The sequence below is a fragment of the Novosphingobium sp. CCH12-A3 genome (assembly GCF_001556015.1).
GTDB lineage: Bacteria > Pseudomonadota > Alphaproteobacteria > Sphingomonadales > Sphingomonadaceae > Novosphingobium > Novosphingobium subterraneum.
The window spans coordinates 1-5,315 of the sequence record NZ_LSIA01000064.1 but is presented as its reverse complement, the minus strand read 5'-3'; the positions used below and the strand labels follow the sequence as shown (position 1 = coordinate 5,315).

Annotated in this window: 5 protein-coding genes; 1 reads left to right on the top strand and 4 read right to left on the bottom strand. The window is 59.5% G+C overall.

Going from position 1 to position 5,315, the window contains the following annotated elements; genetic code table 11:
• Nucleotides 1-208 precede the first annotated feature (208 nt).
• The 4 genes from AX703_RS27230 to AX703_RS04680 all read right to left on the bottom strand — a co-directional run bounded on the left by AX703_RS27230 (nucleotide 209) and on the right by AX703_RS04680 (nucleotide 4,315).
• Entirely contained in the window at nucleotides 209-388 is a 180-nt protein-coding gene (locus AX703_RS27230; RefSeq protein WP_162895973.1) for a hypothetical protein, read from the bottom strand.
• 110 nt (nucleotides 389-498) lie between these two features.
• Nucleotides 499-1,128, bottom strand: coding sequence for a hypothetical protein (locus tag AX703_RS04690; RefSeq protein ID WP_062342987.1), 630 nt, complete (start codon nucleotides 1,126-1,128; stop codon nucleotides 499-501).
• Nucleotides 1,125-1,589, bottom strand: a complete 465-nt coding sequence (locus AX703_RS04685; protein ID WP_062342985.1) for a hypothetical protein — start codon at nucleotides 1,587-1,589, stop codon at nucleotides 1,125-1,127. Before AX703_RS04685 ends, AX703_RS04690 begins: the two co-directional genes overlap by 4 nt.
• 197 nt (nucleotides 1,590-1,786) lie before the next feature.
• Nucleotides 1,787-4,315, bottom strand: coding sequence for a MobA/MobL family protein (locus AX703_RS04680; protein WP_082734409.1), 2,529 nt, complete (start codon nucleotides 4,313-4,315; stop codon nucleotides 1,787-1,789).
• A 222-nt stretch (nucleotides 4,316-4,537) separates the two neighbouring features.
• On the opposite strand from AX703_RS04680, the gene AX703_RS04675 reads away from it, so the two are divergent.
• A complete protein-coding gene (locus AX703_RS04675; RefSeq protein WP_062342981.1) occupies nucleotides 4,538-5,188 on the top strand; it encodes a hypothetical protein in 651 nt (216 codons plus the stop codon).
• Nucleotides 5,189-5,315 lie beyond the last annotated feature (127 nt).

The following is a 5,315-nucleotide window of genomic DNA, read 5'->3' as shown; positions in this document are numbered from 1 at the left end:
CACTGGAGGCTTTCGTACGCAAGCGCCCGAAACCCTTCACAGACGAAGCCATTCACTCTGCACCAATTTCATTCGAGGGTCGCAGCGAACAAGGGCCCTGACAACTGCATTTCGAACATTCCTGACCTGTGAAGCAATCTTGCTGAAACTTACTCGATATGCGCCAGAAATCGTTCTGATGAGCTGCTATTAGGGTGCTGCGCCGACCTTATCCGTCAAAAAGATCATCAAGATCCGCAGCGAACATTTCGAAGGCAAGGCGCACTTCAGCGTCATCGACGTCGGCGAGCCGGCCAGCGCGAACAAGATCAAACTCGGCCGCGCTGACGGCCTGTTTTCGACTTATGCTTGCCAGCATGATGGACTTGCGAGGGGCTGAAGCTTTCATGAAGCCTGGATCAGGCAAGCACACTCGTCTCGCTGCAACTTACCCCAGTAAAAAGCAGGCACAGACCAGAGAGTGGTAAGAAGAGGGGGCGATAAGCCCCCGCGCCAAAATCAAAGGTATCTGTAAGAGGGCGCCCACTTCTCCCGAAATTCGAGCCATTCGCGAGCAAGACGCGACCCGGCATCTTTTGCGACAAGATCTGGATGCACCTCGGACCACCCGGCCGCGCGATGCTTGCGCGCAAGCACGACGCAATGCGCATGTGGCGGCTGCGCCGAGAGCGCGACCGCCGGATTGTGCACGACGAGCAACGAAGTCAATTGCCTTTCCAGCGCAAGTTTCTGCGTCAGGAACATGGTCGTCAAGGAGAGCATGTCGACAACCTGCCAGTCGTGACCGAACTGCATCGTGAGAACGACAGCCAGCACGCTTTGATACTTGAGGACGTGGGCGTCGTAATCGGCAAGGACAGTTTCGACGCACATATCCTTCACGGCAGCATTGGGGGCGAAGATCATCCTGTCTGCGGCAGCTGTAACCGGCCAGAAGGGGGCAGGCCATTGGTCGCCAGGCCCCGGTCGTCGTGGCTGCAGTTTCGCGCGCGCAAGGACAGCTGTCGCATCCTTCCTCTCGAGGTTTGGAAGTGTGGCGAAGCTGAAGTCCGCAGTGTTGTTCTGCGTATCATGCTTCAGCATCTTGGCGGCCTTGGCCGGGCTGATCCATTCGAATTGCTCGGTCATGCCACCGCCCGCGAGGCATACAGACGATCGGCACGAGCGAACCCTGCATCAGGGCTCGCAATGGCCTCGCCTGGCGGAGTGGAACAGGCGCGCAACCGCCCGGGCTGCAAACGGAAGAACTTGTCGTCCTCGGCAGTGTCAGCAGGATCCGGAATGATCCATCCTTGGCCGCTCTCGCTGAGCCACAGCTTGCCTATGCTCCAATTCACGACGCCTGGCTTCCAGATCTGAACGCAGCAGAAGACATGAGCCGGCGCTGTCTCACTGAGCCTCACGATCAGCGCATCGCAACGCGTTTCGCGGACTACCGAGGATACCATGCTGAAGTCCTCCCGGCTGCCAGTGCTGGATGGGACTAACAGCAGATCCGCATCGGCTGCATGAAAGTAGCCGGAAGCCCTCGTCGGCAGGAGGATGGGCCAGCGATCCACGGACCAACCGGAGAGCTCTGCGATCAGCATGGCACCGGCTTCGTCGATTCGCCTGCGGGACGGTTCATTGAAATTTGGAAGGTTTATCAAAGTTTTTTCCTGTGCGGACGGCGGGCTGCGAGCTGTCCGGCTAGTTTCATTTTTACCAACAGCCTCGAGATTCCTCCTTCTCCTCACGGGCCGTCTCAGGGCGGCCATCTGCCGTAATCGCCGCCAGAGGCGGCGCCTCATCGACCACGCCCATGGTTGCGTGGGTCGATGATAGGTCCATCGTTCAACAGTGGTCCTTTCGCGGCGCTCCGGACTGCAGGCCGGGGCGTCCGGGAGCTTGATCCGTCGGTGTCCTCCTCCTTGCCGGCTCGCAGGTCGCCAATCCCCAGATCGGCGACCTGCTGGGCAAGCGTCAGTCCGCGTCCTTCTCGAACTTCGCGCACGCCCCGACGTTCATCACCTCCCCGAAGGTCACGACCTTGAGATATCGGCAGATTGCTTTCGGGGCTTGCCGATCCACCAACCAGAAGCTGTGCTTGCAGTCTGCACAAATTGGGCGAGTTGAGGCTTCCAGCAAACTGGTTATCCCAGCCTTCGTATTCATAATCCCGGTCGAGTTCGTCGTAGTGGTCGTATTCACTGACATAGGTATTCTCCATTCCTCGTTGGTCGTTGGATGTGCGATTTTCTGCCGGTGCTGGGCCAGCGACAATGGTGGCCTGAGACGGCAGCAAGCTGTCGGCAGATGAGTTCAAATTTGTCGGCCCTGCTGACGTGGGAGCGAGAGCTTCAGAGGGAGCTTCGGTATGCTCATCGGGCAGCGCCGACGCGCTTACGGCATTGACCTTCTGCTTCTTGAGCAAGGCTTGATTGTCGAGGTTCTCACGCTCAATGCGGCTGACTTCGGCCTGATGGTCCAAGGCAGGCAAGGGCGGCACACTTGCAGGCGCTGTCTCCTCCTGTTCGGATGACTGGTCTTCCGTCGGTGCAGGGCCATTCAATTCGCGCGCGTGCGATTCCTGCCTGCGGGGCGGCGTCTGAATGTCGGCGGTGATCTCGGACATCCTTGCACTGTTGCTCGACATGGCCGAATCGATTTCAATCGCGCGCCTGCGCAAAGTGGTTTCGATCTCTTGCCGCGTATCCCCGGTCCCAGCATGAATCTCGCCCAGGGACCTGTCTGATCCTCTTATCTGGACAGCGATTGCCTCAGCAGTCCTGCGCAGGATCTCCTTCGTCGTGACCAGTGTCATGTCGGCGTTCAGCGCAGCCTCTGCCAACCGAGCCTGCATCCCGGCTCGAAGATCATCTTTTCGAAGCGCCGGAGCTGGATCATCACGACGCGCTAGCAAGTCCTGCTCGAGTTCGCGGCCGGCATTGGCCATCTGGCTGCTGAGCCTCCTTTCGGCATTCAAGGCGGCGAGGGCTCTTGAAGAGATTTGCGAGCGGATGCCCGCAGCATGCTCGCTCAACTGCTGCTCGGATTTCGCCGGGCTGATCGCCACAAGCTGATCGCGGATGGCTTGCGCGACCTGATCCAACTCTCGACGATGCTGGCCTGCCAAGGCGTCAGCGCATGCGGTCCTCCTTGCCAGCGATGTCGCAAGGGATGCCTTCACAAGATCAAGTTCTGCTGGAACATGCTCCATCGAAAGCATGTCCAACTGGGTCGTCGCGATCTTGCGCTTGATCAGCTGGCTGACTGTCCGGAGCCTGGCGTTCGCGCTGACAAGAAACTGGCGAGCGTGCTGTGTCTTTTCCAAGAGATTGGAAAGTCGCTCGCACTGCATCTCGACGCCAGCCATCCTCCGTACAGCCCAGGTCCGGGCTTGACCGACTTTCGGTTGAACGGGTCCGGCAATATGGCGCGCACGATGGCTCAGCGCAGTGTAGCGCTTGTCGATGTGATCTCGGGCCAGCTGCTCGTTCAGACACTGCACAACGTGATCACGGCGCGCCCGGATTCCGACGGGGCAGTTGATCGACAGGTCCTTTGATGCGCAGAAGGACCAGTCGTATGCGTCGTGTCTGGTAGCCGGCCGCGTCGAATACATGACATGGACGTGGAAGTTGCGCTGGTCACCCGATGGGTCCGGCTTGTGCAGCGCTGCCACGAACATGATATCGCGCTGCTGCAGCGTCCGGCAAATGGCATTGACCGCTTCCAGCCTGCCGGCCATAGTCAACTCCGCCGGCAGCGCGATGACTTCGCTCACGTAGACCGTGGCATTCTTCCTATCGTGGCGCTCGAGCAGCTCGACCGTTCTGAAGAAGCTCGAGATCTCGTTGCGATCGGCCGAGATGTTCGAGATCCACGACGACGGCGCTTCGAGGCCCTCCTCGCGCAGGATGTAGAGCGCAGAGCGCTCTGCCTCGCGGGTTTTCCACCTTCGTCCACGAGAGGTGAACGAGCGTGCGGTGAAATCAAAATGGATGCTGTGAAAACCATCAGGGCCTCTCGATGAGCTCTCGCCAAAGCCGCCGGGCGGCAGCTTTGCCGCAGAGCGATTGGTAAGCTTTCGCGGCGTACCCTTTCGCATTGGCCGTGACTTTTGAGGCACCTGGATCCGCACCTTGTGGAGCAATGCGGCCGCCGCCTCGCGGTCGCTTATCGTCTTCCGGCGACGGCGAGCTGACTCGTCCTTGCTTTCTTCGGCTTCCTCGCGGCGTCTGCGCGATTGCAGATTCCTGGCACTGCGCGCAGCGGACATGACTCCGGCAACGCCCGGATCGCCTTTCCTCAATGCACCGTATTTCACCAGCATCTGTAGCCTTCGGAACCTTGAAGGGGGGTGGGCAGCGCGGTTGTGTTTTCGCCTCAGGCAGAAAAACACTTTGTCGCGCACCACCCCCCTTTTCTGCCCTTCTTGTCGGCTCTGCCGCTCTCTCTCGCTGCAATTCACCCCCGGCAAAACCGGCAAAGCGCGTTTGTTTTTTGAGGGGGGTAATGTGCAGCGAGATCCAGCTGCCCAGCCTACCTCGGCTTCATGAAAAACGAAGACGATCAGGAACCAGCACGCAGTCTTGCCGAGATCATTGGTGGTCTGGACTGCTTTGAGGAGCAGCTGTTTCGCAAGCTGCAGGTCGCGAAGCAGAGTGCCCGAGATATCATGCGAGATGAGCAAGCTCGCCCATTCCGGCGCAATGGCAAGGGCGATGCGCGCAAATATGCGCTCGGCAGCGCGCTGGTGTTGTTGTCCATGGACGACTTCGACGAAGCTGCGCTGATCGGCCTTTTTGCTGACCCGGACAACTTCATCACGCTACTGCTCAGGGCGGAGCCGTTCGGCGGGACGCTTTCGCAGATGATCAGCTGGATATTCGCGGATCCTGAGCGCTTCGAAAGCTGCCGGGCGCTCGGTCTCCGGTTGCAGTGGTCGAGCCTCGCCAGGCTTTACCACCGGGAAGTCATCGATTTCCTGGGGTCAGGGAAGGCGGCGATGAATGAGCAGTGGCGCCGTCGCGAGATCACGGTCGGTCAGCAGGCTCTGATGGGTCGGCTCGAGCGCATGGCCGGATATTGCGCGCCCAGCGGGATGAACCGCGGCGAGGCGCACGACTGGATTCTGAGCAAGGGCGGCGACCCAAAATTCTGGTTCTCTCTGGAGTGTGTGCGAAATGAACAACGAGATTGGTAAACTCGACCAGGCGTGGCTTGAATTGCAGGCCATCGAACAAGAACTGACTGAGAGCCTCGCGGTGCTTGATGCGTTAGCGTCCGCGCTCGTGGTGTAATTTTCGGTGGAGATTTAGGTGCTGCTGGTG